The organism is Nitrospira sp. CMX1, from assembly GCF_054902215.1.
On sequence record NZ_JBUBKD010000044.1, the window covers coordinates 1 to 24,435 of the forward strand.

Genomic DNA, 24,435 nt, shown 5'->3' on the forward strand with positions numbered 1-24,435 from the left:
CCCAGATTCACGGTAAGCGCTTCGAGATGTACAACGACACCGTCTTGGGCTTCAATAAGTCCGGGAAGGAAGTGGCCCGAATTCAGGTGGAAGAGCCGATCTACATTCGGCCTGCCGAACGGGTGTCCTGGTTGTAAGTCTCAATTTGCTCCTTGTTCGAGAGAGGCGGAGTTCTTTGGGGACTCCGCCTCTGTTTCGCTCAGCTCAGACCAACAGAGAGTTTTTATCATGCAGCGCCCGTTGAAATGGTGGATTGGCCAAGTGACGTGCTGCAGAGGGGTCGGCAACTTGAGGAAACAGGCTCCCAACGTGATTGTCAAAAAATGAGGAGTAGTTCACACTCATTCGAAGTGAGATTTGAAGAATCTAAAAATGCTCACCAATGTGTTTCTTTTTTACCGGTGACCTCGTCAGCAGCATTGTGATGCTTGGCTCAGTGCGAACCCTCTCATTGCCGCGTAATTAGGATTCTCGTAATTGGCTCGGCTCTTCCTGGTAAATTCTATACTGCCTCGCAAGTAGTTGCTCTTTCTTCCATGACGGGTTCAGCTGTAAGCTTTGTCGCGTATGATCGTGGAATGGACCCACTGGAGGTAAATGAATGAGGCGACATCGCATTTTGCTCGCAGACCTTCAATCACAGGTCTTCTGTCTTCTCCGGAGCTTTCCCTTGGGTGACTACGATGTGGTGGGGCAGTCCACGACTGGCCCAATCTGTTTAATGCGGCCCTGTTGTTAATACCAGACATCGTGCTCGTGAACATCGATATGATCAGGCTTCACGAGGCCAAAATCATGCGTGAACTGCGAAGAGCTGTTCCTAATTGTCGCGTGATCCTCAAGAGTTCTCAAAACAAGCCAGCACGCATGGTGGAGGCCTATGTAGCCGGTGCTTCAGTCTTCCTCTCTAAAGGAGATTCCCTCTCATTCCTTTCGGCCATTGAGGCCGTGACCGATCACTTGTGAAACAGGAAAGGAATGCGGCACTCTCAACGCGACAGTGATTTCATATTATTCGTGCTGCCAGACGACAATACGAATTTGGCAGTGATGGCCGCACAAACAAGTGAACATGGGTCTCTCGTCTCAAGCCTTGTAGCTTGGAGGATGACTCACCATGGTTTGTGAGACGTACGATTTTGATTTGCTCAGCATTGGGAGCGGGCCGCCATCCAAGCGGCAAAACTCGGCAAACGCGTCGCCGTCATTGAACGAAGGCGAATTCTGGACGGCGTCTGCGTAGAGACCGGCACGATCCCCAGTAAGACGTTTCGCGAAGCCGTGCTGTCGTGCAATTCAGTAACAAGTCATTTCGAGCAGCATGTGGGCGACCGTTACCGGAGTCGTGCAACGGCAGCACAACTCTGTACTCGAGTCGAAAATGTCATGCGACGGGAGGTGGAAGTCGTTACATCCCCTACGAAAGGCATAGCACGCTATCGCGAGATCGCCCGTGGACAGATCCTTGACGATGACAGCGGGCTGGTGAAATTGCTGTTTCACCGTGAGAATCGACGGTTACTTGGGGTGTATGCCATCGGAACTGGAGCCACGGAATTAATCCATATTGCTCAGGCGGTACTCGACCTCGGTGGTGGATTGGACTATTTCTTGCGCACGGTCTCCAACTATCCGACGTTGGCCAAATGCTACAAGGTTGCGGCATTGGATGCACACAACAAACTCGCCATGGCGGCATCCTATCTGCCCAAGGATGTCCCATGAAGGTACAGAAATGCGTTCCATTGTGCTGTGTCTCGTGCTCGGGATGCTCACCGCCTGTATGAAGACAGATCACTAGACCTCTTGCATAACCATGCTTTCAGGCTTCCCACGCCTGTTGGAATCTGTTTCCAGGCTCTCCACTGGACAGAGGAGGCACAGTCATGGAAATACAGGGGGTTGAAGGCCTGCCGGATGCGACGTTTCGGCGGCTGACGGAGGTTCGGAAGCAAGCAGTTCTTGAGATGATGTCTGCTCTGCACACCACTGAGGCTCGTCGCAAAGCGCGGGGTGGGAAGCCGAATCCTTTGGCCATCGCAACGCGACTTGTGATGACGCCGGAGGACTGGCGGGAATACCGGACGTATCTCCACATTGGGCACAGCTACGGAGTCCGTGAGAGTACGGCCTCTCGCAACATCCGTTGGTGCGAGGACACGCTCATCAAGCGTGGGGCGTTCACGCTTGCCTGGCAGGAAAGCCCTCGTCACCAGCGACCGAACGTATGAGATCGTCCTCATCGACGCGACGGAAACGCCCGTGGAACGACCCCAAAAAACAGCGTCGCCACTACTCGGGCAAGAAAAAACGCCATACGCTGAAGACCCAGCTCGTCGTCGACAAAGCAATGGGCACGATCATTTGCCTAGCGCATGCCGCCGGCCGGCGGCAGGACTTCCGCTTGCTCAAGGAATTCGGCGTGAGGCTCCATCCCGCCACCCATGCCGTCACGGATACCGGCTACCTGGGCCTACAGAAACTGCATGGCAACAGTACAATGCCGAAACAGCGCAGCAAAAAGAATCCTCTGACTGCGGACGACAAGCGACACAACCGTGCCATCTCCAGAGACCGCATCCTCGCAGAGCACGTCATTGGCGCTGTGAAACGCTTCAAGATCGTTTCCAACCGATATCGAAACCGCAGAACGCGCGTTGGCCTACGCTTTACGCTCATTGCTGCAGCGTACAACCAGGACTTGTCACCATGAAGTTATGCAAGAGGTCTAATAACCGCAGACTAGATGAACGATGATGTGCACGGTATTTCGGCAGCCTCGTAACTTTTCGAAAAAGACCTGAGATTTTCACTAGTGACACTTTCGCCAAAAGGTCGTTATGCTGGAATAGCTGCTGATGCATGAGCTCAGCGCATGGGAGGCCTTGATCAAGGTCGCGTTTGATGAGACTAACAGGTTATCGGGAAAGACATCCAGCGGCGTTCTCGCAACGATTAGAGGCACAACATTCGGCCCAGAGTACGCTCCACCTTTTCGCTGGCGGCGGCCTTGCTGGACGGTATTGGGTCGCATCCTGCACGGCTAGTCAGTGTCGTTTTGCCCTCGATATCCATGACGGCAGCATGGGTCAACATGAATTGTTCCGCAATCGGCTAAGAAGCACAAACTATAGGGTGCTCAATATAAAGAGATACGAATTCCTCCTTCTTGATGGAGAATTATGCGGCAGACCATGAATACAACCTGAGTGGTAGCTTTATGTCTCACATCAATGTCCCCTTGTTGCCTCTCATCATCATGCTTGGCGTCGGCCTGTTCAGTTTTGATCTCTATCTCCCGCGTGGGCTAGGTAATGGAGTGCTCTACGGGGGACTGGTTATCCTCTCCTTTCTGCTCCCGTATCGAAAAGCCCCACTCATCACTGCGGCAATCTGTTCCATACTCGACTTGGGTGGCATCATGCTGGGCTCACCCATTCAACCCGTCCCGCTTTGGATACTTGTACTCAATCGACTGTTCAGCCTAACAGCTATCTGGTTGCCGTTGTTATTCTTCCTGCATCGCCGAAGAGCCGAGGAGGCACTCCAGTTGGCCCATGACGACCTCGAGGCGCGAGTGGACGCACGAACGCATCAATTAGCCACTCTCAATCAATCCCTGATAACCGAGATCGCCGAACGCAAAGAGACGGAACGGTCGTTGCGCGCGAGCGAAGCCATGTTGCAAGCCAGAGAACGACAACTTCAGCAGAACCAGGAGGATTTGCGAGCACTGGCAGGGCAACTCTTGACGGCGCAGGAGGAAGATCGTCGGAGAATCTCCCGTGACTTACACGACGACGTCAATCAACGACTTGCGATGCTCACAATGGATCTGCGGCAGATAGAGAAAACTCCGTTTACCGATCCTGATCATCAACGGACAGAGATTTGCCGGGTTTCCGAACGCCTCACCGCTGTTTCTGACGATGTGCGTCGAATGGCCTATCGCTTTCATCCGTCCATCTTGGATGATTTGGGGCTGGTGAAAGCTGTGCGTCGCTTGGTCGACGACTTTTCAGCTCAGACAGGCATCAAGAGTACCTATGCGTACAATGATCCCGTCACGTCGCTGCCGGCCGAAGTCACTATCTGTATCTTTCGGGTCGTGCAAGAAAGTCTCAGCAACATCGCCCGGCATGCTCGGGCTTCACATGTCGAAGTAGAGCTGAGCTGCGAGGAAGAGAAAGTCGACGTTTGCATTCATGATGACGGCATGGGGTTTGATGTCAAGCAGTCGAGCATGCCCGGTGGACATCTGGGATTGTTGAGCATGAAGGAGCGTGCGCGCTTGGCGAAAGGTGCTTTAGAGGTGACGTCGACACCGGGACACGGTACCCGTATCCGAGTTGAGATTCCACTTGCTCAAGGAGGACGCCATGCCTAAGCCGCGCGTTCTGTTGGCTGACGATCATCGCCTCGTGCTGGAGGGGTTTCGTCGTATTCTCGAAGGGCAGTATGAGCTGGTCGGCGCCGTCGAAGACGGACGCGCGCTGTTGGACATCGCGAAGAAACTTCAGCCCGACATTGTGATTCTCGACCTGTCTATGCCGTTACTGAACGGGATTGATGCAACGACTCGACTGAGGAAGATTTGTCCGAGCACCAAAATCATCATCGTTACCATGCACGCGGACAAGGACTATGTCCGATCCGCCTTTGAAGCAGGAGCCTCGGCCTATGTGCTCAAACGTTCGGCAGTGGATGAATTGGAGCAAGCGATTCAGGCGGTGCTTGCGGGACGTGCATATATTACGTCGCTGATTACCAAAGACATGATCGATGCGTTTCTTTGTAAAGGATCGGACACTCCGACTGAGGCACGCGTTCTCACCACGCGTCAGCGGGAAGTGTTGCAGTTGCTGGCCGAAGGACGGACGGCAAAGGAAATTGCGAATCTTTTAAATGTTTCATCACGAACGGTTGAGTTTCATAAGGGCCAGATTCTGCTGCAGCTCAATCTGCAGACTACTGCAGATTTGATCAAATACGCTTTGACCCACGGGATCGTGGACGCTTCCTAACAGTCCTGCAGAAAAACTCTTTTTCAGAAGCCCTCCCATGCGTTGAGATCACGGAGTGTTGTTTTTTGAGAGATGGCGGATGCGTTGTGACGGATCAGAGCGGTCGAGTGTGATCGGACTCATATATCCCCTCTGTCCAGTAGCTTTGAAATACGAATGAGGTTCAATCAGCGTGCCATCGACGGAGAAATGTTTGTCCGACACCTAGGAGGTGACGTCGGTATGATGCAACAGTGTTTTCATGAAGCAGGTGAACATATCGCCTTGCTGCAATCGCTCGCGATTCTTTGTAAACGTCGTCGCATCCCGCACCCGCATCGTCCGGCGTAAGCCCTACAAGCCGATGGCACAGCCGTGTGCCGTCAAGCTGCTCCATCAGTGATCGTTCACTCGAACACCGTAAGATACTTGCAGTCGCAGCGTGCTCAGCGACTGTGCCGGTGGAATCAATAGGTGTTCTGTCGGTGAATATAGGCTATGGAATTCCGTGTTTAGTCTGCTGAATACCTCCCGCACAAGCTTGCGCATAGTGCACAGCGGATGCGTTGCCGTGATCCGTTGCCCTGGTGATATATAGGAAAACAATTGTCTCTGCCCCTCACATCTTTCTCCCATGATCAACCTGTTGTGCTTCAGAGTAACAGAATTTCATGTTGCACACTGCTTTGGGCAGGTCGTTCAGCAAACTGCTCGTGGATCTTGCCCGACCGATCGATCTCGTAATAATTCCCTGCTCTCCTTCTGAATTTACGAGTTCCTCCCATCTGCTTCTTACGCTATTACAGTAAATAGTTGTTTGTGAATTTATTTTTGGGAATTCAATGTTCGTACGAAAGATACAAGAAAGTGAGAATCCCCAAGGCCTCGCACCGAGTAAATGGATTGGGTGCACTCATCGCGAGCACAGTTGGGCCGGAGATCGTCCCTGCGGTCGAAGGTCATCAGGCGTAGTGCGAACAGTAACAAGATTCCGCGGAGAAGGTGATGGCATTGTGAGGACTCCGCTGTCATCCCCCGAAGGGAGATAGGAGGTAGAACCTATGAACAAGATCGTTCTCATTGCACTCCGTAGGCCGTACACTTTCGTGGTCATGTGTATTCTCATTATCTTATTTGGAGGGCTGACGGTTGAGCATATGCCGACCGATGTCTTCCCGAATATCACGATTCCGGTCACCTCCATCGTCTGGATCTACTCCGGCATGCTGCCGCAGAAGGTAGAAGGGCGTATCACCTATCTGTTTGAACGGTTCATGACCTCGACCGTGGAAGGCATCAAGTACATCCGAAGTCAGTCTTACTTCGGGAGCAGCATCACCAACGTGTATCTGCAGGACAACGTAGATGTAGGGAGAGCCGAAGCCGATATCGTGGGCATTGCGCAGAACGTCGTCAAGGCGTTGCCGCCGGACATTTCCCCGCCCATGGTCATGCGTCTCGCGCCGTCCTCCATTCCGGTAGCCATGCTCCAAATCAGCTCCGATGATATGACGCCGGCGGAGCTCTATAACCTCACCTACATGCGCATTCGCCCCCTCTTGGTGACGGTCCCGGGAATTGTACTCCCTCATCCGTACGGGGGCCAGGATATGCAGGTCATGGTCAACCTCGATCCCCAGAAGATGCTCGCCCGCAACCTTACGCCGAGAGACATTCACGATATCCTCATGAAGCAGTACCTTGTACTGCCGTCTGGTGACGTCAAAATCAGCGCCACGGATTGGATCGTGCAGACGAATGCGTCACCCTTGAAGGTCAATGATTTTTCCGATATTCCCATCAAGCGGGAAGGTAATGCGTTCGTCTACCTGCGTGACGTGGCTTCGGTGCGTCTCATGGGACGAGTCCAACAGAACGCGGTGCTGGTAAAGGGCAAACAGACCGTCATTCTGGTCGCAATGAAGAGCACGGAAGCCTCGACCCTGGACGTGGTCAATGGGATCAAGAAGATGATCCCACGCGCCGAGGCAGTTTCTCCGGCTGGCGTGAAAATCAGACTTCTGAGCGACGCCTCGACATTCGTGAAGGATGCGATCTCCGACGTGCTCCATGAAATGCTGACGGCCGGCGCGTTGGTCGGCGTCATCGTGCTGCTGTTGCTCGGTTCCTGGCGGGCCACCGTCATCGTGTGGGTCTCGATCCCATTGTCCATTCTCACGGCGATCATCGGTCTGCATTGGCTCGAAGAAACAATCAATGTCATGACCTTGGGCGGTCTGGCTCTGGCCGTCGGGATTCTGGTCGACGATGCGACCGTGATGATCGAGAACATCGATCGCCATATCGAGATGGGGAAGCAGCTGGAACAGGCCATCATCGACGCCGCCAATGAGATCGTCGTCCCCACGCTCGTCGCGACCCTCTGCATCGCGATCGCGTGGTTCCCGCTCTTTGGGCTCACCGGGACTGCGGGCTATCTATTCAAGCCCATGGCGGAGGCGGTCATGATTGCAATGATCGCATCGTTCATCTTGTCGCGCACGTTGGTGCCGACCATGGCGAAATATATGTTGGATGCTCATTCTGAGAAAGGGTCACCACATGTCGCAACCACATGAGAGTCAGAACCACGGGCATGAACAAGCAGCGGGGAGTGCTTTTATCCGCTTTCAGCAAGGCTTCGAGCGCCGCTTCAGTCAGTTCCGAGACCGTTACGGCTCGCTGCTCGAAGGGGCGGTCGCTCATCGTCGTTCTTTCGTCGTCGTTGCACTCGCGCTCGCGATGGGCTCAATGGCCCTGTATTTATTCCTTGGACGCGACTATTTCCCGGAAATTAGATCGGATGTGATTCAGATGCATATGCGGGCACCCCTCGGCACACGCATCGAAGTGTCGGGGCGCATCGCCACCATGGTGTCCGAGGTGATCGAAAAAGATTTGTTGCCCGACAAAGTCGAAAACGTTGTGAGCAATTGCGGCCTCCCGGTTGGGCCGCACAATCTCGCGTTCATTCCAACTCCGACGATCGGCTCACAAGATTGTGATCTGACGATCCTTCTGAAGGATGAAAAGGCCCCCGTGTGGGACTACCGTCAGATTATCCGGAGGGGTTTGAAAGAACGTTTTCCGGGGACCGAATTCACGTTTCAGCCGTCTGATCTGACCGCTAAGATTCTCAACTTCGGCGCGCCCGCACCGATCGATGTGGAGGTCAACGGCCCTGATACCTACCCCAGCTACGAATTTGCCCGCAAGCTCATGGACAAGTTTCGAGAGATTCCCGGCACCGTGGACGTCGGCATCCAGCAGACGATGCGCACGCCGACCATGATGGTCGAAGGCAACCGCACATTCGGACTCGGGGTCAACAGAACCCTGTCTGATATGGCCGAGAACCTCCTCATGACGACCGCCGGCAGCCAACAGGTAGACCAGATCTATTGGCTCGATCCCTCGACCGGTATGTCCTACCTGATCAACGTTTATACGCCGCAGCCGTTTACCAATAGCATCAATAGCATCAAGACCGTCCCGGTCGAATCCTCTGGATCAAAGGAGGGGTCGCTGAACGACCGGGTGCAGCTGCTCGGCAACCTGGCGAACATTACCCCGGTCGGCACGCCCGGCGTGGTCACGCACGGCAATATCATGCCGCTGTTCGACATCTATGTCTCAACCGAAGGGCGCGACTTGGGAAGCGTACTGGCGGACGTCGAAAAGATCGTCGAGGACATGAAGGACGAAAAGCCTCGGTCGGCTGAGGTGGAGATTCGCGGCCAGGCTTCCTTGATGAACGACGCCTATTTCGAACTGATCTTCGGGTTGCTTGGCGCGATCGTGCTCGTCTATCTATTGATCGTCGTCAATTTTCAATCTTGGCTCGATCCCTTCATCATCATCACGGCTCTGCCGGGAGCACTAGCAGGTATAGCCTGGGCCCTGTTCTTGACCCATACGCGACTGTCGGAACCCGCGCTGACCGGTGCCATCATGTGCATGGGTACGGGGACCGCCAACTCGATCCTCGTCGTGTCCTATGCCCGAGACCGGCTCCGAGAGCACGGCGATGCGCTACGGGCGGCGATTGAAGCGGGACGGACTCGCTTCCGTCCTGTGCTCATGACGGCATCGGCAATGATCCTCGGGATGGTTCCCATGGCGACGGGCTATTCTCAAAACGCGCCGTTGGGCCGCGCCGTCATCGGCGGCCTGCTCGCGGCGACCATCTTCACCTTGTTTTTCGTGCCCTGCGTGTATGGCATCATCTATGAACGACGAGTCGCTCAAATAGAAAAGGAGCACGCCTAAAATGAGCAATTTGCGCAGAAAGAGTTTGGCGATCGTCCCAATTCTGCTGTGTTTGTCCTATTTCGGCTATCGATTCTATGACGGTAATCTGGAAGCCAAGACATTGCGCAACGAAACGCTTAAAGACGCCGTTCCTACCGTGGCTGTCGTTACTCCGAAGCCGGTTCCTGGGACCGAGAGCGTCACCCTCCCTGGCAATATCGTCGGTTGGTATGAAGCGCCGACCTACGCGCGCGTCACGGGGTACGTGAAGATGTGGTACAAGGACTATGGGGACACCGTGAAGGCCGGCGACGTTCTCGCCGAAATCAATACGCCGGATCTTGATGCTGAGTATCAACAGGCTCGTGCGGATCTCGACTCCGAACGCGTCAAGTACACCCTCGCTGAGGTGACCGCGAAGCGGTGGATAGCAATGCGCAAGAATCAAGCCGTGTCCGAACAGTCAATCACGGTGCAGGAACAAAACAGAAAAGCCCAAGCAGCCCTCGTAAGAGCTGCAGAGCAAAAGGTCAAGAACATCGAGGCGTTCATCGGGTTCAAAAAGATCGTCGCCCCATTTGACGGTGTCGTCATCCAACGCAACATCAACGTCGGAGATTTAGTCACCAAGGAAGGTAATCTCAGCACTCCTAATGTGAAAACTAACCTATTTACAGTGGCCGTCGTCGACAAATTACGTCTCTTTGTCAACGTGCCGGAGGCGTTTGGGCCATTCCTCAATCCGGGCTTGACGGCCGACGTGACTGTACCGCAATTGCCTCACCGGCATTTCACCTTCCAGTTTCTGACTGTCGCCAAGGGATTTGATATTGGCACGCGCACTGCAACCACGGTGTTCACGCTCGACAACAAGGACCGTGCGCTCTGGCCCGGCTCCTATGCCCAGGTTCAACTTACAGCGCCGGTCGATCGGCAATCCTTCACGATGCCATCCACTGCATTAGTGTTCCAGGAGCACAGCGCACAGGTAGCCGTCGTAACAGGCGACGATACAGTCCACTTGAAGGACATCAAGGTCGCCAAACTCATGGACCAACTGGTTGAAGTGGAAGAAGGGCTCTCGGAGAAGGACCGCGTCATTAATAATCCCAGCGCCGCATTGCTCGAAGGAAACAAGGTGCGAATCGTCACACCAGAACCTGGGTACGATCTCGTCAACGTCTCGGGGCTACTCCCAGACCATCAGTCCGGACCACCGTCGCCCAGGTCAACCGAATGAACTTCCTTGCTGGGCCAGCATGCAGAATCTTTCACCTCATGCGTGCCGACACCGACAGCTTAGTGAGGCACGCTATTTCATCGATTATGTGTGTTGTGTGAGTGCAATCATTTAGATATCGCCGACAAAGAGATCAGAATACGGGACAAATATGATGAAAATATCTATCAGACAAGCTGTTGTAATTTTAGTGCTGGCATTCTGCGACTTGCTATTTTCTTGAGAGTAAGAACGACATCAAGATGCTTCATTTGCATCAAAAGTAACAATGTTAACGCAATCAACGATTATTGATATCACGATGGGGTCAATCCCTCGATTCGTTAATAGTACTTTAGTGAATCTATCTACATCATCCGCTATAGCGGAGCAACTGCTGGATCGATTGCCTGGGATCACCTGTTTGGTGTTTGCAGGGAGTGGTCGGCAAGAAAGGATGGTAGCTCTATGCGAATTCTCATCATTGTAGCGCGAACCTCCATGCTAGGTACTGTGGAAGAGCTGTTGCACACGAGCGGGGTCAACGCCTATACGATACTGAACAACGTCATGGGCAAGGGATTGACCGGAAGGGTCTATGGGAGCTTCCTTCACCCTGACATCAATGCGATCATATTTTCGGTTCTCCCACCTGATCAGGCCGACCGGGCCGTCGACGCATTGAAGACCCTGCAGGCAGGGCGAAAAGTGGGTTCGCAGGTTGCCGCACCTATCCCACTCAAAATATTTGCGTTTCCTTGTGACGAATGTGTCTAGCAGGTTGTTTATGCGGAAAACGCTGACCCACGGTCGTGACAAAGAGATGGCGGAATACAAACGGCTTGCATACCACCTCTCGTTCCAGGTCTTCTATATCGAGCTCTCTACAGTCCCTGGCAACGCGGGACCAGTGAGCATGCCAACAGATTGCTGCGCCAATCCTTATCGACGAGCACGGATCGGTCGATCTCCACCCAGCGGGAGTTGAACACCATCGCTCCTCGGCTTTGCGACGCCGCTGAAGGTCTATGGGCGACTGCGCCATCATTCACTCGTTGTACTGAGAATTTGAAACCGCCCGGCATGGATTCTCTCGACTAGGTTCTTATTGAAGACCAAGGGAAGTGGTCTAGTTATCTGAAGAAATAACTCGATTCCAGGTTTTGGCGAAACTTTCGAAGAAGTGCAGCAGTGGCTTCAACAGTAAAATTTTGATTGGGATATGACATTCTTGGCCGCAAATTGCATTAACACAGACTTGCTGTCTTGGCAGCGGCAACCGCAAAGTTCCAGAATTCTACAATGAGGGGTCACAATCATGGCAAACGCTTGGCATTCAAATAGGAAGGCTCCCATTACGCGACGAGTGTCAAAAATCAAGCAGGAAAAGAGGATGTTACGTGAACTCGTAGCGGACCTTCCTTTCAGCAGGATCATTCTGTTACAGGAGCTATTGGAGAGACAATATCGAGAGATACGGCCTAAGAAAGGTCTGATTACTTCGAGGCGTCAAGCGACGGTTAGTTAGGTTCCTAATGGTTATGAGCTGGTTTATTGAAGCCGGGAATTGATCAGACCTCTTCCTTGGTAATCATTCTCATAGATTTCCCTGCTTATACAGGCGGGGAAATCTATGGGCATCTGCTCAGACGCGGATGCCTTATGCTCCTGTGACAATTCCCACTCAGCTCCGGTAGTTATTTTCGTGAACATTTGTCGTGGAATTCTTCACACGTGCGAACTGGTGCCTTCCTCCGATCCGATTGACCGCAGAAAGAGATTTGCCATGCATACCGTCGGCTTGTTGACGATGGGTCTATGGTTGGCGGACTGCACAAATACTCTGCTGTTTCCCTCAGAGATCATAAAAGGCATCGAAAACGATACCTTTGCCTTCAAGGCCTGGAAGGAACAAACATCGTATCCGTCCGCCCATATTCTCTCTCAGAAAGTGGAATTGGAAGGGCATATTCTGAAAGTGATTCCGACGCGAGAAGAGATAGTCATTCCTGCCGACAGGCGCCCAGTCGATGTACAGCAGTCGTATGATCCAAAAGACGGAAAAAGAGAAGACTTATTCAGATTCGCGATCATCTTCAATGGAACACTTGATGACGGTATGTTGCAGGCTGGGAATCGGCTCGTTGTAGTTCGTGTAACGGACAAAGTGAGTCCAGAAGTAGTCGGCTGGCTGCAGAATGTTCTGCCGCATCTCCACGCACAATGCCTTCATATTTGGAAAAGTGATGAAATCGAACTTGCTCGGTTTTCATACGGAACGGTGAGGAGATACCCACATGAGGAACGAACCTTTTGCCGTGGACCAAGTATAGAGAAGCCGACCACCGATGACCAAAGTGAGAACAATAAGGACTTGGTCGGTTCGTGGCGAAGCAAGATGATCGAAATATCTACGATCGATGATGAATTATGGTCAGTCTACGGTACGATGATGATCTGATCTGCCGCGGAAGCGGGTCAATAGACCAGTATGCGGCCATCCAAGCCGCAATACTCGGTAAGCGAGCCGTACTCGGTGAACGTCGGAAAGCCGTGGGGGGAGTTTGTGTAGAGTCCGGCACAATTCTCGGTAAAACCTTCCGTGAGGCTGTCCTCTCCTTTAATTCAATGACCCGTCACTTTGAGGGACATGAGAGGTACCGCTACCAACGTCGAGCAATAGCGGTACAACTCCTTGCGCGAGTCGAAGCGGTAATGCGACGGGACGTAGATGTTGTTGTGGGCGAGATGCGTCGTAACGACGTGACCCTGTTTCACAGCGATGCCTCGTTCAATGATCCCTCCATCGTGATGGTCACCACGGAAGACGGCAACCGTTCGATCACTGCCGCCAATATTCTGATCGCGGTCGAAGCTCGTCCCTGCGTTGGCGGACGGCGTCACCTTCGGCGGAGAAATGATTCCAGCAGCGGCGACGTCCCTCGCTTAAATCAGCTTCCTCGACACATGGCCCTGCTGGGTGGCGGCATCATTGGTGTGGGGTACGTCTCCATGTTCGCAGCCTTGGACAGCAATATTACGGTCCTCGACAAACGGACCAGACTCTTGGAGTTCCTGGATTCAAAAATTGTGGAGGAGCTCATCCATCAGATGCGAAGCCGTTATGACACGTTCCTCCTCGGCGAGACCGTAGAACGTTTAGAGATTATTAGCGGAATGCCCCGCCGCGTGGTGCTGACCCTTGAGTCTGGGAAGCGCGTCGTCTCCGACTCGATTCTGTACGCCGCAGACCGGACTGGGGCCACGGAGTGCTTGAATCTACCAGCCACGGGTTTCACAGCGGACAAGCGAGGTCACTTGAGGGTCGATGCACAATTTCGGATCGAGGTCTCGCATATCTTCGTCGTTGGTGATGTTGCTGGTTATCCAGGTCTCGCATCAACCTCGGCTTAGCAAGACCGACACGTCGCGTTTCACGCGTCGGAGTGGAAGTCAAGTCTGTATCCAAGCAATTTCCGGTCGATGTTTACGCTATTCCAGAAATATTGATGATGAGATCACCAGAACATGACTTACCAGGAAAGCGAATTCCCTGTGAAACCGGTGTGGTGCGGTATCGGGAGATCATCTTCGGACAGATCTTCGGTGACGATGGTGGGCTCGGCAAATTGCTGTTTCAGCGTGAGGGGCGACGGCGGCTTGGTGTGCATGCCATTGGAACCGGAGCGACGAAATTAATTCATGCGGTCAGACGGTGTTCGATTTCGGTGGGGAGATGGACTATTTCCTGTCCGAAGTTTTCGACTATTCGATGTTGGCTAAATCTTACAGGGGAGCTGCGTTGGGTGCCCACCATAAACTGGCCATGACGACTTTATGGATGCCGAAGGAGGCCACATGAAATCAATGGGACTGTGTTCCATCGTCTTGTGCGCGGTGCCCGGAATACTCGATGCCTGCACGATGAACGGTCGGGTACAATCGCCTGCATCTACTACGATACCGGTCCAGACACAGACAATGGCAACAAAGATGCGTGCGTCAGATCGGATGTTTTACTGGATCGAGGAATCTCGAGAACTCCATGCCATGGCTACTCACAGAGTACGCGAGGCGGAATTAGTGTTGAAGAAAGAATATGGGTCTGTGCCGAGTGAGTTCGTGCAGCAGATGAGACTATTCGCTCACAAGCTACTCGAAGCAGCTGAGTATGCTGACGCAAAGGCCAAGGAAGCTGAATTGGAGATTCCACCCGACGCGGGTCAATAAATTTATTCTGTCTTGAGATGACTCGCTTCGATTCGATGGGTCTCCGGTCTGATTCGCTCATGAAACTATTGAAACTCGTCTCGAGAATCCAATCCACTGTCTTTAGATTGGAGGAAGAAGGGAACAAGCGGTATGGCCTATTTCCCTTGATGATCAGGCGTAAAGCCATCAAAACAGATCTTTCATCGGCGTGCATCGAGAGACATATTCCCAGGAGAAGGTGTGTCTAATTTCGCGGGAGTTTCCTACCTGGGAGGGTGAGAGGGAGAGCTGGGCGCCGTCTGTTGCTTGCATGGTGCGATGATGGCAGTTGATGAAACTCCATCGACCGGCCCATGTGGTCTACAAGACCCAGTACCATGCTCCGTGGGTGACACGGTATCGGGGGAACATCTTCGTGCGTGGAATAACGGAATATCTCAAGTAAGGTCCTGTGGGCCGTTCACCTCGATTGGTTTCTGGAGGAGATTGGGGTGGAAGGGGACCATGTCCAGCCGCACATGGTGATCTCGCCGAAGTACGCGGTTTCAAGGGTCGTGGAGATCTTGAAGAGTGTGACGAGTCGGCAGCTGAACGAGAAAAGCCCACACGTATTATGCAATGCGTACTAAGATGCATGACCCAGGCGAGGCCATATGCTCGCAGCCGCTTTTCTGAGGGATCCGTCGGTACGTATGAACAAATTGTTTTCAATGCAATATGAGTAATGCGCCAACAATCACGCTTCGGATAAAGGGGTGCCTTGGCACCTACCGGGGTATTGCGTCTCTTATTCTCCCTTGAGAGGGGTTCCTCCATCGTTGCAAGATTGTTGGTTCCGGCCATCAAATGATCGCTGTGCGCTTCCAGCATCTCCTGATGGACCATGCACTCGCTTCACTGTTGACCATCTGAGATTACGGCTGAAATGGAGTGGACAGAGAATCCAGGATTCCTGTTTAGGATTCAGCTCCTGCTAAGGTGAGTTTCTCACCTTCGACATCCTCCAACGCTGCACCACGTTGATTCTGTTGGTGCTGTGCGGCAATCAGCGAGTAGAACACTGGGACGACGAAGAGGGTGAAGATAGTGCCCACCGTCATCCCTGTGACCAACATCATACCGATGCTGTTGCGGGCTGCTGCCCCTGGCCCTGTGGCGAGCACCAGTGGGAAATGACCGAAGATAGTGGCGGCTGAGGTCATCAACACCGGTCGCAATCTGGTCAGGGAGGCTTCACGGATGGCTGTGAGTCTCGACAGCCCACGGGCTTGTAGCTGATTGGCAAACTCCACGATGAGAATGCCGTTCTTGGCGATCAGTCCAACCAGGGTAATGAGGCCGACCTGAGAGTAGATATTGATGGTCGTCAGATCGAGAAAACTGACGACCAGTGCGCCTGAGATGGCGAGGGGGACAGAGCCGAGAAGCACGATCAGTGGATCGCGGAAGCTTTTGAACTGGGCAGCCAATACCAAATAAATCAGGACGACTGCAAAGCCTAGTGTAACGGTGAGGGCCGAGCCTTCCTGACGGAGTTGGCGCGACTCGCCGGCATAGTCGAGGATGATTCGTGGGCCGACTGCCACGGCTGCTTCTTCGAGTACCCGCAAGCCTTCTTCTTTGGTGACACCCGGTTTGAGGCCACCGAAGATGCGGACGGCATTGCGCTGTTGGAATCGGTTCAAGGTACGCGGGGCCGTGCTTGTTTCGATGTGGGCGAAGGTCGACACCGGCACCAATTGACCGCCTGGCGTTTTGATCTTCAAATCGAGCAGCGGGTCGATTGTGGCTCGGTCTTTATCACCGAGTTGCGGGATGACCTTGTAGCTCCGATCGAAGTAGTTGAATCGATTGACGTAGGCCCCACCGAGCATGGTGCCCAACTCACGACCGATTCCGGCCAAATCGAATCCTAAGTCTGCGAGCCGCTCACGATCCAGCACGACCCTTGCCTGAGGGAGGTCGATCTTGAGGTCGGTGTCGACGTAGAGAAACTTGCCGCTCTGCCATCCTGCACCCAACAGGGCTCTCACGGTTTCGAGCAGCTGCTCAGCCGGTGCGTCGCTCTCAAGAATTAACTCGACGTCGTACTGTCCTGGTGTGGGGAGCGGCGGATCGAGTCTGGGGAAGACGCGCAGTCCAGGAACTTGCAAAACGGCGCCATAGACGTCGTCATACATCGCTTCGGTTGAACGTGCGCGATCATGCCAGTCTTTCGCGACCACTCCGCCGAAGCCGCCCCATGCCGTGGTGAGTGACCAGGTATAGTCTGTTTCGGGGATGGCGGTAATTGCTTTGACGATCTGGAAGTGCTGGTGATTGGTCGCATGCACGGTGGAGTCGGGTGAGGCTTCGAAGAACAGACTGATGTGGTTCTGATCTTCCACGGGAGCCAGCTCCAGACGGGAGAAATGATAGAGCGGCCAGGCCGCGACCATGATGACGACGGCAGAGGCCACAATCCCCCAATGCATTGTGAGGGCGCCGTCGAGCAGTCTGGCATAGATCCTCCGCGCCTCCTCGAACCGTCGATTGACGAACGTGGTCAACCGACCTTCTTTGCCCTGCGGGTGCACGAATCGAGAACTCATCACCGGTGAAAGGGTGATGGCGACGACTCCGGACAACACCACCGCGACGGCCAGCGTGATCGCAAACTCGAGGAACAAGGAGCCGGTGAGTCCTCCCTGAAAGCCGATGGGGGCGTAGACAGTGGCGAGCGTGATGGTCATGGCCACGATGGGACCAAGCAGCTCACGCGCGGCCACTTGGGCCGCTTCAATGCGGGATCGCCCCAGGCGGACATGCCGCTCCACGTTTTCCACGACGACAATGGCGTCGTCCACGACCAGCCCGACGGACAACACAATCGCCAGCAGCGTCAGGAGATTGAGGCTGAACCCGAAGGCGGCCAGGAAGAGTGCCGCCCCGATGAGTGAGACGGGCATGGCCACGAGAGGGACGAGGGCGGTGCGGACTGACCCCATAAAGAGAAACACCACCAAGGCGACGATCAGAATCGTCTCCGACAAGGTCTTGGAAATTTCCGTCAGGGCGTTCCGGATGAACATCGTGCTGTCCCAGACGAGTTTCATGTCGATGTCACCAGGCAACGTCGGGCGGATCCGTTCGATTTCGTCGCGTAGGCGATGTCCAACCTCGATCTCGTTGACGCCGGGTACCGCCCAGATGCCGAGATATACCCCTTCCGTTTCGTCGTATTTGGCAATGATATTCGCTTCTTCCGCTTCACGCTCGACTCGCGCTACATCTTTGAGCCGCACGATCGCGCCGTCTCGATCGGCGATGATCAATTCTTCGAATTCGCCGGTCGAACGGAGGTCCGTGTTGGCCAGTAGGTTGATCTGGACCAGATTGCCCTTGGTGCGGCCGACGGCGGCCAAGTAATTATTCCGGCGAAGGGCACCTTGGACGTCACCTGGGGAGAGATTGAGTGAAGCCAGACGATCGGGATCGATCCAGATCCGCATGGCAATCTGCCGTTCGCCCTCGAACGTCACCCGTTGGACTCCGGGCAACGTGGCCAGTTGCGGTTGCAAGGTGCGCAGGAGCCAATCGGTGACGGCTGGAACCGTGCGCTCAAGTGAACTGAAGCTGAGGTAGAAGGAGGCATAGGGTCGATCCGCCCGTTGTATTTCAATCGTGGCCGGTTCGGCTTCCGCCGGTAGCTCCGCCCGCACCTGTTGCAATCGTGCCGTGACTTCAGCCAGTGCAGCGGTGCTGCTGTGGTTCAACTTCAAGTGGACGGTGACGGTGCTGGCCCCCGCCCGACTGGTCGATTCGACATAATCGACGCCGCTGATGGCAGAGACCACTCGTTCGATCGGGGTACTGATAAACCCACGAACGGTTTCAGCACTGGCTCCGTAATAGACGGTGCTGATGACCACCAGAGAGTTTTCGATTCTTGGATACTGCTGGACTGGAAGAGCAGTCAGGGCTTTCCATCCAGCGAGGAGGATGACGAGATTAACGACGATGGCCAAGACCGGATGGACGATGAAGACGTCAGTAACCGATGTGCGGAAAGAAGACTGTTGCATAGCCGGAGTGATCACGATCTGTGAACTTAGCGCGGTGTTCCCGTTCCTGGACTCTCAGGGGAATCTGCAATCATAACCAGGGCGCCATCGCGGAGCTTAAAGGACCCGACGGCGGCGACTTGTTCACCTGCCGTCAGCCCGTCATGAATCACAATCTCGTCGCCGGACATCGGACCACTCTCGACGCGACGTGCACGCACCCTTGTCTGGCCGTCTTGGCCCTGTGCGATGACAAAGACCTGATCACCACCAGGTCCCTTGCGCAGGGCGCTTACAGGAATCGCAATGACCTTGTGCATTGAACCGACTGGGACACGAACCCGCACCGAGGCTCCCGGGGCAGGTATCGGACTTGTTCCCTCGATCCTAGCTCGTACCATGGCATTCCTTGTAGCCGGATCCACACGAGCATCGAGGGCGATGATCTTGGCCTTGATGGGCTGAGCTTGCCCGGCTGCCATGACTTCTATGGTTTCGCCGGCTTGTAAACTGCCAGCGACCTGTTGGGGTACAGCAAAATCCACATGCACGGCGTCGCTCACACCTTGCAGCGTGGTCAAGAGCGTTCCTTCGTCCAGGTATTGCCCGGGATGGACGTCCGCAATTCCTACTTTCGCTCGGAATGGAGCGCGGATCGTTTTCTTGGCGATGACCGCTTTGGTCCTGGCGATTTGGGCTTGGGCCACATCTAAATCGGCGCGGGCCCTGTCCACCTCCTCCTGTGTGGTGGCCAGTTCCTGACTCAGATTTTGGCGGCGATTGAGAATGGTCTTGGCGAGTGCTACCTGAGCTTCCTGTGCGCGCAGGTCAGCCTCCTCGACAGAGACATCGAGCGCCACTAATAAGGTTCCGGCTTCCACGACGTGCCCTGGTGTGAGGCGGACTTGGCGGACCGTTCCGGCAAGTTCGTTCTTCAGAGAAATTGATCGGAGGGCGAGGACGGTTCCGATTGAGGTGGTGGTCGGTCGATGGTCGATAGTTCGTGCGATGGCGACGGTGACAGATTCGCTTGGTTCCGGCTGGTTAGCTGAGGCGGCCTGTTCGCCTTGGAGTGACCCGTATTTCCACGAGGCCAAGCCAATTCCCAGGAGGAGGACAACCAAGACAAGAACGATTGATCCGATCCAGTTCTGACGACTCATTGTGTTACGGTGTCACTCAGGAGGCTATGATACTTGAGTTCTAACTCCAAGTGCAACACTGCATGCCCGAAGGGGGTACGGTGTTGCCATGCACACGAGATCGTATCGACACCTGAGTGCTGAAGAACGTGAGACGGTGAGCCTGGGCCTGGCACATGGTCTTTCGATCCGAGCGATGGCTCAGATCTTGGGACGCGCCCCGAGCACTGTCAGCCGCGAGTTGAGTCGCAACACCTCACGCGGCCATCCCTATCGTGCGTGTACGGCTCAGACACAGGCGGCCGCCCGGGCCTGTCAGCCCCGGCGACGGCGGAAACTGGCAGACGCGTGGTTATGGCGCTATGTCCGGAGGCATCTGCTGGCAGGGTGTTCGCCGGAACAGATTGCCGGGCGGCTCCGCCGCGCGTATCCTGGCGACATGCGCAAGCAGCTGTCTGCCGAAACTATCTATGCGGCTCTGTATGTGTTGCCACGTGGGGCCTTGCGGATGGAATTGTTGGCGGCTCTGCGTCAGGCCCATAAGACACGTCGGCCACGCACACGGGGGACCGACCGCCGCGGCCAGATTCCCAACATGACGCCGATTACCGAGCGACCCGCCGAGGTCGCAACCCGGACGGTGCCGGGCCACTGGGAAGGCAACTTGCTCAAAGGTGCGCGCAACCGATCGGCGGTCGGCACCTTGGTCGAGCGAACTACGCGGATGGTCATCTTGGCCAGAATGAACGGGACGGACGCGACGAGTGCTCGACGGGGCTTTACCACGAAGCTCCGGCATGTGCCGGCCTCGTTGCAAAAAAACGCTGACCGATGATCGGGGCAAAGAGATGGCGGAACACGAACAGCTCGCACACCGCCTCTCGATCCAGGTGTTCTTTGCCGATCCGCACAGCCCCTGACAACGCGGGACCAACGAGAATACCAATGGCCTGCTGCGCCAGTACTTGCCCAAGGGAACAGACCTGTCCGCCTACACCCAGCGGGAGTTGAACGCCATTGCCCATCGGCTCAACACGCGCCCACGGAAATGCCTCGGCTTTGCCACGCCGCTGGAGGTCTATGCGCAGTTGCGCCATCATTTACCTGTTGCACTTGGAACTTGAAACTGCCATACCAAAAACTGGGCTACCCGGAGTACTGGTGGCCTCGGGTTCTGCACAATGGCCGTGATGGGTGTTTTGCTGGGTTCAGGGCAAGTTCGTGAAACCCAGCGGCAAGATCATGTGTCGAATCTCACACGAATTGTTGAGCTGCGGACGTTCACCTTCTACGACGAGCTGAGGTACATGGTTCGTCAGCAGCCAGGAGTAGACAGCCTACGAGTCAGGACTTCACATCCGCTTCCCACGAGATGGTGGCTGGGCACCATTGCCAGATGCCGAGGGTGATGATACGGGTCAATCCGGCTGGGATGCAAGCCGTGCGGTTGACCTCTACCTTTCGGTTGATCAATTTGGTCGGATCTCCACATCGCTTCAGATAGTCGTCCGCCTTGATGTCATGGAGGTTGGCATGAGGCACGACAAAGGCGACCACCGGAACCGGCAGCACAGCGATGGAGGAGTCATCGACCCCTTGAGAGCCTGAGCAATGGGCTTCCGTTTTCGGATATCTGACGTCATCTCGGACAAGCGCCGTCGTGCAGCCTGCAAGGAGAAGAGACGTGGTTGCAAGTACTGAGACCCACCCTTGTAGACCTGGTTTCCGAATCATGAACACCTCCCGGTTGATTGCTCCTGTCTCTTAGACGCAGGCTACTGATAAACGTAAACGCCGTCAAGTCGATGACCGGACGGGAGAATACTGCTTGACGGGGACGGAGGAACGACGGTATCCCAATAGCTATGTCTCAAGCGTCCTCAACCATGGCCCATGGATCGGTCGTCCTGGCGGCGGCGCTTTGGGGTGGGTCGATTGTCGCGCAGAAGATGGCGCTGACGTCGTTTTCCGCAGTCGAGGCTTCAGTCCTCCGGGATATCGGCGGGCTGGCGATTCTGCTCGTGACCTGGTGGTCAAAGGAGGGTGGTGCCGTGAAGTTGAGCGGCGCCGATGTTCGGTTGCTCGCCCTGCTGGGACTTGGTGTATTGGGCAATCATCTGCTTATCCTTATGGGTCTGAACTATGTGAGCGGGGCCGTCGGTGGGGTGATCATCGGATCGAGTCCGGTGGTCACGTCAGTCCTTTCGGCCATGTTGATCAGGGATGTGCCGTTGCGTGCGGTGTGGGGCGGTGCAGTGCTGTCCTTTGCGGGGGTTGGTGTAGTCTCCGTGGCAGGGTTCCAAGCAGCCGGTGATCAGCCGCTGTTGGGCAGTGCGTTGGTGTTTTTGGGGGTGGTCAGCTGGGCGCTCTATAGCATTGGCAGCCGTACGATCATGGAGCGCCTGTCGGCTTTAACGGTCAATTGGACGACCTTGATGGTGGCGACAATCCTGCAGATCCCATTGTTATGGACAGATCAAAAGATGATGCATACCGGGATCGGATCGGTCACAACCTCCGATTGGCTGGCGCTTGGGTACCTGGTGGTTTTTGCTACCGCAGTGGCGCAACAGGCCTGGTTGTTTGGTGTCAAAGGTATCGGCCCGTCACGAGCTTCTGTGTTAGGGAATCTGACCCCCGTCGCAGCAATTGGGTTGTCCGCCGTAGTCCTAGGGGAATCCGTTGGCGTGATTGAAGTTATTGGTATCTGTCTCATCCTCGCAGGCGTGTGGGTTGTGAATCGTCAGACAGCCGAGCTCAAAAGCTAGGTCCCATCCATCCCCATCAGTGCCGGTACCTGTGTGCGCCTGATCGCCGCTTGTAGTATCATGCGTCATCCATTGCCCCCGGCAGCCCTGATCGATTGTGGGTGTACTGGAGCCATGCCACGGAATGCTGAGGTCCCGACGCAAGGATTTTGATGAATAGCTCTGTAGCGAAAGTAGCGATAGCTGCCGTGCTTCTTGTGACGATTGTCTCCGATGCGCTCACGCCGTTGGGCGTGGCGGTTTGGGTCGGGTATGTGTTTGCTGTCTTATTGACCCTGTGGGATGAACGACCGATGGCGCCTTATGTGGTGGCAGGTATTGCGACGGCCCTTCTCCCGATAGGGTTTGTGTTGTCACGGCCTGGGACGATCGAACCCTGGGTGGCGATCTTCAACCGATTCGCTTGTACTGCCTACGTCTGGATCATGGCAACCCTCGTTGTCCGAGTGAAGAATTCTCGACTCGATGATGCGACGAGACGCCTCGGGGCTATCGTCGATAGCAGTGATGATGCCATCGTGAGTGTGACGTTGGATGGAATAATCTTATCGTGGAATACGGGAGCTGAACGTATCTTCAGGTATTCGGCGGGTGAGATAGTGGGATGCTCCATTGACAGGCTTCTCCCAGCGGAAGACCATGCAGATGGATCCTGGGTGTATCCTGTGCTACGAGGAGAGGGCAGCATTCAGAGCTATGATGCGATCAGGATCAACAAGGAAGGGCGCCGGATCGATGTCTCGATTACCATGTCACCGCTCAAAGATGCGGCCGGTCAGATTGTGGGCGTCTCGAAAATCATGCGAGATATCACCGAGCGAAAGCAAGCCCAGCAGTTGTTGCAGCAGGCGCTTGGGGAGTTGGAAAAGAATGTCCAGGAACGAACGGCCGAGCTGAGCCAGGCGAATCGTTCGCTTCGGGATCTGTCCAGTCGCCTGATGCAGGTTCAGGAAGACGAGCGAAGTCGGCTTGCGCGGGATCTGCACGATGAAGTCGGGCAGTTGCTCACGGCGCTCAAGATCGATTTGCAGGCTGTTCGGCATAGTATGAACGGTCAGTCGCTTGATGGGGCGCTCATGGATAGCCTGGGGCTAGTGGATCGCCTCTTGGCTCAGGTGCGCACACTTGCCTTGGATCTGCGGCCATCCATTCTTGACGACCTCGGTTTGGTCCCGGCACTTCGATGGTACGCCAATCGTCAGGCGCAGCGGAACGGCTGGACGCTTCAGCTTAGGGTCGATGGAGTCCCTGGGCGGATTTCAACTATGATCGAGGTCGCGTGTTTTCGGGTTGTGCAGGAAGCGCTGACCAATGTGGCGAAATATGCCAGTGCAAGGGGCATTGAGCTGACGTTGCGCCGACAGGCACAGGAGGTTATTCTGATTATTCATGACGACGGTGTCGGATTTGACGTCGCTGCTGCGCGGCAACGCGCACGAGACGGGGAAAGTATGGGGCTGTTTGGGATGCAGGAACGGGTTCAGTTAGCCGGCGGCCACTTGTCGATTCTGTCGGAACCCGGCCAAGGGACCACTCTCGAGCTGCGGTTCCCGCTTGCGGATGACAGCCAGGGAACGCCTGGTTCGCTGGAGGAGGTGAAAGCATCGTGAGCGATCTCCGAGTCATGATTGTTGAGGATCATGCGTTGGTGAGGGCGGGTATGCGGGCGCTCTTGCAGAAGATCAGTGGTATTGAGGTCGTTGCCGATGTTGGGGATGGGGCGGAAGCCGTCAAGGCCGTCCAACGGGATGCTCCGGACTTGGTCTTGATGGATATCGCGATGCCGGGATTGAACGG

17 protein-coding genes and 3 pseudogenes are annotated in these 24,435 nt (G+C 55.0%); 17 read left to right on the forward strand and 3 right to left on the reverse strand.

Translation table 11 applies throughout. The features are described 5' to 3' along the window. Nucleotides 1–795: 795 nt before the first annotated feature. The 13 genes and pseudogenes from ACYX34_RS11295 (at nucleotide 796) to ACYX34_RS11355 (ending at nucleotide 15,314) form a co-directional block, all read left to right on the forward strand. Nucleotides 796–966: a response regulator gene (locus ACYX34_RS11295; RefSeq protein ID WP_462076668.1), complete on the forward strand. Its 171-nt coding sequence runs from the start codon at nucleotides 796–798 to the stop codon at nucleotides 964–966. A 357-nt stretch (nucleotides 967–1,323) separates the two neighbouring features. Beyond that, the gene (locus tag ACYX34_RS11300) at nucleotides 1,324–1,725 is read left to right on the forward strand and encodes a hypothetical protein (protein WP_462076669.1); all 402 of its coding nucleotides are present in this window, start codon (nucleotides 1,324–1,326) and stop codon (nucleotides 1,723–1,725) included. Between the two features lie 161 nt (nucleotides 1,726–1,886). Continuing rightward, nucleotides 1,887–2,713, forward strand: a pseudogene (locus ACYX34_RS11305) (IS5 family transposase). Nucleotides 2,714–3,220: 507 nt separating this feature from the next. Further along, on the forward strand, nucleotides 3,221–4,387 hold the full coding sequence (locus ACYX34_RS11310; RefSeq protein WP_462076670.1) for a sensor histidine kinase: 1,167 nt from the start codon (nucleotides 3,221–3,223) through the stop codon (nucleotides 4,385–4,387). Then, nucleotides 4,380–5,024: a response regulator gene (locus tag ACYX34_RS11315; protein WP_462076671.1), complete on the forward strand. Its 645-nt coding sequence runs from the start codon at nucleotides 4,380–4,382 to the stop codon at nucleotides 5,022–5,024. Before ACYX34_RS11310 ends, ACYX34_RS11315 begins: the two co-directional genes overlap by 8 nt. A gap of 1,040 nt (nucleotides 5,025–6,064) precedes the next feature. After that, a pseudogene (locus tag ACYX34_RS11320) lies at nucleotides 6,065–9,272 on the forward strand (efflux RND transporter permease subunit). Between the two features lies 1 nt (nucleotide 9,273). Continuing rightward, nucleotides 9,274–10,494 (forward strand): efflux RND transporter periplasmic adaptor subunit, encoded by a 1,221-nt coding sequence (locus ACYX34_RS11325; RefSeq protein WP_462076672.1) that lies wholly within the window; start codon nucleotides 9,274–9,276, stop codon nucleotides 10,492–10,494. Between the two features lie 447 nt (nucleotides 10,495–10,941). Then, entirely contained in the window at nucleotides 10,942–11,250 is a 309-nt protein-coding gene (locus ACYX34_RS11330; RefSeq protein WP_462076673.1) for a P-II family nitrogen regulator, read from the forward strand. 1,009 nt (nucleotides 11,251–12,259) lie between these two features. Beyond that, nucleotides 12,260–12,934 carry a Slp family lipoprotein gene (locus tag ACYX34_RS11335; RefSeq protein WP_462076674.1) on the forward strand — a complete coding sequence of 225 codons (675 nt, stop codon included), beginning with the start codon at nucleotides 12,260–12,262 and terminating at the stop codon, nucleotides 12,932–12,934. Next, entirely contained in the window at nucleotides 12,904–13,887 is a 984-nt protein-coding gene (locus ACYX34_RS11340; protein ID WP_462076675.1) for an FAD-dependent oxidoreductase, read from the forward strand. The genes ACYX34_RS11335 and ACYX34_RS11340 overlap by 31 nt, the downstream gene beginning before the upstream one ends. Before the next feature lie 95 nt (nucleotides 13,888–13,982). Further along, nucleotides 13,983–14,303: a hypothetical protein gene (locus ACYX34_RS11345; protein WP_462076676.1), complete on the forward strand. Its 321-nt coding sequence runs from the start codon at nucleotides 13,983–13,985 to the stop codon at nucleotides 14,301–14,303. A gap of 28 nt (nucleotides 14,304–14,331) precedes the next feature. After that, entirely contained in the window at nucleotides 14,332–14,703 is a 372-nt protein-coding gene (locus tag ACYX34_RS11350) for a hypothetical protein (protein WP_462076677.1), read from the forward strand. Nucleotides 14,704–15,161: 458 nt separating this feature from the next. Next, nucleotides 15,162–15,314 carry a transposase gene (locus ACYX34_RS11355; RefSeq protein WP_462076684.1) on the forward strand — a complete coding sequence of 51 codons (153 nt, stop codon included), beginning with the start codon at nucleotides 15,162–15,164 and terminating at the stop codon, nucleotides 15,312–15,314. A 327-nt stretch (nucleotides 15,315–15,641) separates the two neighbouring features. On the opposite strand, the gene ACYX34_RS11360 is transcribed toward ACYX34_RS11355, so the two are convergent. Beyond that, nucleotides 15,642–18,749 carry an efflux RND transporter permease subunit gene (locus tag ACYX34_RS11360; protein ID WP_462076678.1) on the reverse strand — a complete coding sequence of 1,036 codons (3,108 nt, stop codon included), beginning with the start codon at nucleotides 18,747–18,749 and terminating at the stop codon, nucleotides 15,642–15,644. A 26-nt stretch (nucleotides 18,750–18,775) separates the two neighbouring features. Continuing rightward, nucleotides 18,776–19,891 (reverse strand): efflux RND transporter periplasmic adaptor subunit, encoded by a 1,116-nt coding sequence (locus ACYX34_RS11365; protein ID WP_462076679.1) that lies wholly within the window; start codon nucleotides 19,889–19,891, stop codon nucleotides 18,776–18,778. Nucleotides 19,892–19,979: 88 nt separating this feature from the next. Between ACYX34_RS11365 and ACYX34_RS11370 the strand changes: the two are divergent. After that, nucleotides 19,980–20,994: pseudogene (locus ACYX34_RS11370) on the forward strand (IS30 family transposase). 220 nt (nucleotides 20,995–21,214) lie between these two features. On the opposite strand, the gene ACYX34_RS11375 reads toward ACYX34_RS11370, so the two are convergent. After that, entirely contained in the window at nucleotides 21,215–21,604 is a 390-nt protein-coding gene (locus ACYX34_RS11375) for a hypothetical protein (protein ID WP_462076680.1), read from the reverse strand. 131 nt (nucleotides 21,605–21,735) lie between these two features. Here ACYX34_RS11375 and ACYX34_RS11380 point away from each other — a divergent pair, with 131 nt between their 5' ends. The 3 genes from ACYX34_RS11380 to ACYX34_RS11390 form a co-directional block, all read left to right on the forward strand. Then, the gene (locus ACYX34_RS11380; RefSeq protein ID WP_462076681.1) at nucleotides 21,736–22,638 is read left to right on the forward strand and encodes a DMT family transporter; all 903 of its coding nucleotides are present in this window, start codon (nucleotides 21,736–21,738) and stop codon (nucleotides 22,636–22,638) included. Nucleotides 22,639–22,790: 152 nt separating this feature from the next. After that, nucleotides 22,791–24,248 (forward strand): PAS domain-containing sensor histidine kinase, encoded by a 1,458-nt coding sequence (locus ACYX34_RS11385; protein ID WP_462076682.1) that lies wholly within the window; start codon nucleotides 22,791–22,793, stop codon nucleotides 24,246–24,248. Next, the coding region (locus ACYX34_RS11390) for a response regulator transcription factor (protein ID WP_462076683.1) at nucleotides 24,245–24,435 on the forward strand (191 nt) is incomplete at its 3' end. The genes ACYX34_RS11385 and ACYX34_RS11390, both read left to right, overlap by 4 nt.

Bases quoted from the DNA above. Each gene is read 5' to 3' on its own strand.
- ACYX34_RS11295 (WP_462076668.1), top strand. From the start codon at position 796: ATGCGTGAACTGCGAAGAGCTGTTCCTAATTGTCGCGTGATCCTCAAG.
- ACYX34_RS11310 (WP_462076670.1), top strand. From the start codon at position 3,221: ATGTCTCACATCAATGTCCCCTTGTTGCCTCTCATCATCATGCTTGGC.
- ACYX34_RS11315 (WP_462076671.1), top strand. From the start codon at position 4,380: ATGCCTAAGCCGCGCGTTCTGTTGGCTGACGATCATCGCCTCGTGCTG.
- ACYX34_RS11325 (WP_462076672.1), top strand. From the start codon at position 9,274: ATGAGCAATTTGCGCAGAAAGAGTTTGGCGATCGTCCCAATTCTGCTG.
- ACYX34_RS11330 (WP_462076673.1), top strand. From the start codon at position 10,942: ATGCGAATTCTCATCATTGTAGCGCGAACCTCCATGCTAGGTACTGTG.
- ACYX34_RS11335 (WP_462076674.1), top strand. From the start codon at position 12,260: ATGCATACCGTCGGCTTGTTGACGATGGGTCTATGGTTGGCGGACTGC.
- ACYX34_RS11340 (WP_462076675.1), top strand. From the start codon at position 12,904: ATGGTCAGTCTACGGTACGATGATGATCTGATCTGCCGCGGAAGCGGG.
- ACYX34_RS11345 (WP_462076676.1), top strand. From the start codon at position 13,983: ATGATGAGATCACCAGAACATGACTTACCAGGAAAGCGAATTCCCTGT.
- ACYX34_RS11350 (WP_462076677.1), top strand. From the start codon at position 14,332: ATGAAATCAATGGGACTGTGTTCCATCGTCTTGTGCGCGGTGCCCGGA.
- ACYX34_RS11360 (WP_462076678.1), bottom strand. From the start codon at position 18,749: ATGCAACAGTCTTCTTTCCGCACATCGGTTACTGACGTCTTCATCGTC.
- ACYX34_RS11365 (WP_462076679.1), bottom strand. From the start codon at position 19,891: ATGAGTCGTCAGAACTGGATCGGATCAATCGTTCTTGTCTTGGTTGTC.
- ACYX34_RS11375 (WP_462076680.1), bottom strand. From the start codon at position 21,604: ATGATTCGGAAACCAGGTCTACAAGGGTGGGTCTCAGTACTTGCAACC.
- ACYX34_RS11380 (WP_462076681.1), top strand. From the start codon at position 21,736: ATGTCTCAAGCGTCCTCAACCATGGCCCATGGATCGGTCGTCCTGGCG.
- ACYX34_RS11385 (WP_462076682.1), top strand. From the start codon at position 22,791: ATGAATAGCTCTGTAGCGAAAGTAGCGATAGCTGCCGTGCTTCTTGTG.